This window comes from Streptomyces sp. ID05-39B, from assembly GCF_033794725.1.
Taxonomy (GTDB): Bacteria; Actinomycetota; Actinomycetes; order Streptomycetales; family Streptomycetaceae; genus Streptomyces; species Streptomyces bobili.
The window spans coordinates 1-1,695 of record NZ_JARGEF010000492.1 but is presented as its reverse complement, the minus strand read 5'-3'; the positions used below and the strand labels follow the sequence as shown (position 1 = coordinate 1,695).

The following is a 1,695-nucleotide window of genomic DNA, read 5'->3' as shown; positions in this document are numbered from 1 at the left end:
GGCGGGTGCGACGGTTCGCGGGCGGGCCGGTGGCCGCGGCGGAGCGGGAGGCCGAGCATGTGCAGGCCGGGCTGCGGCGGCTGGCGCATCCGGGTGCGCAGGCGCGGCTGCCGGTGGTCGAGGCGTCCGGCCGGCGCCTGGAGGAGCTGCTGCTGGGCGAGGCCGCCGCGCGGCTGGGCTCCGGCCCGGTCGTCGTCGTGCCCCCGGCCCGGCTGCATCAGGTGCCGTGGGCGCTGCTGCCGTCGCTGCGGGAGCGGGTGCTCAGTGTGTCGCCGTCGGCGAGCAGCTGGCTGCGCGCCCGGGAGACCGAGCCGACGCCGGGCGGGCGGCGGGTGCTGGTGCGGGGGCCGGGCCTGGCGACCGGGGGCGCCGAGGTGCCGGAGGTGGCGGGCCGGTACGGCAGGCCGACGGTGCTGGAGCACGAGGACGCCCGCGCGTCGCGGGTCCTGGAGGAACTGGACGGGGCCGCGCTCGCGCACATCGCCGCCCATGGCACCTTCCGGGCCGACAGCCCCATGTTCTCGTCCCTGCGGATGGCCGACGGGCCCCTGATCGTGCACGACTTCGAGCGCCTCGCCCGCAGCCCGTACCGGATCATCCTGTCCAGCTGCGACACCGCCCGCCTCGCCTCGGTGGGCGCCGACGAACTCCTCGGCCTGGTGGCGGCGTTGCTGCCGCTCGGCACGGCCGGGGTGGTGGCCAGCAGCGCGCCCGTCAACGACGAGGCGGTCGTCGCGCTGATGCTGGCCCTGCACAAGGGGGTCAGCGCCGGCCTGTCCCTGGCGGAGGCCCTGCGTGACGCTCGCGCCGCCCTGCCAGGAGACGCGCCGCACCAGGCGACGGGGTGGGCGTTCACCGCGTTCGGCGCCGCCTGAACGCCGCCGTCGCCCGGAAGTCAGGCGGTCCTGGTGTCCGGCAGCTCCACGAGCCACGGCAGCGCCGCCCTGTCGCTCGCGCCGAGGCGGGTGTACGCGCCGTACAGGTGATTGCCGACCGTACGCACGGACAGGGTCAGCCGCTCGGCGATCTGCCGGTTGCTGAGGCCGGCCGCGGCGAGGGTGACGATCTGGCGCTGGCGGGTGGTGAGTTCGCCCAGCACCAGGCCGGCCAGGGCGGGGGTGCGGGCGCCCTGGCAGCGGCGGGCCAGTGCGACGGCCCGGGTACGGGCGGTGCGGGCAGCGCGCGGGTCCCGGTGCAGTTGCGCGGCCTGGGCCTGCGCCTCGGCCGCGAACAGGAGGAACCCGCGCTCCTCCAACTCCGCGGCGACGGCTTCGAGTCCGGGCCCGTCCCCCCGGTCGAGGGCATCGGCGTGCCGCGCGAAGACCCCACCCTCAGGAGGTTCGTGCCGTACGGCGTCGTAGGGGATCACCTGGTCCGGCGTTGCAGACGGCGCCGCCCCCTCTCCTCCCGCCCCATCCCTACCCACCACCCGACTGGGTGGGATGAAAGGGGAGGGCCCCGACGACCGGCTCGGTGGGACGGAAGGCGACGCTCCCAGCACCCCACCCGGTGGGACAGCACGCGACGGCCCCAGTGCCCCGCTCGGTGGGACAGAAGGTGGCGGTCCTTGCGACTCGGCCCGTCCGGGGGTCTCCCCTCCGGGGAAGTGTGAGGACGAGGCCCGTTCAGGGCCGACAGCGCGGGTCTGGGGGCGGCAGCCCCCAGGGTCGGGACGGGAAGGGGCGGCGGGGGCGA

Annotated in this window: 1 protein-coding gene and 1 pseudogene; one reads left to right on the top strand and one right to left on the bottom strand. The window is 76.9% G+C overall.

Annotation, left to right across the window (positions count from 1 at the left end; genetic code table 11):
* Positions 1-875 (top strand): CHAT domain-containing protein (locus P1P75_RS41410; protein WP_319265185.1); only part of this gene is annotated, 875 nt, incomplete at its 5' end.
* 20 nt (positions 876-895) lie between these two features.
* On the opposite strand, the pseudogene P1P75_RS41405 reads toward P1P75_RS41410, so the two are convergent.
* Positions 896-1,327, bottom strand: a pseudogene (locus P1P75_RS41405) (LuxR C-terminal-related transcriptional regulator); the annotation flags it as partial.
* Positions 1,328-1,695: the final 368 nt, after the last annotated feature.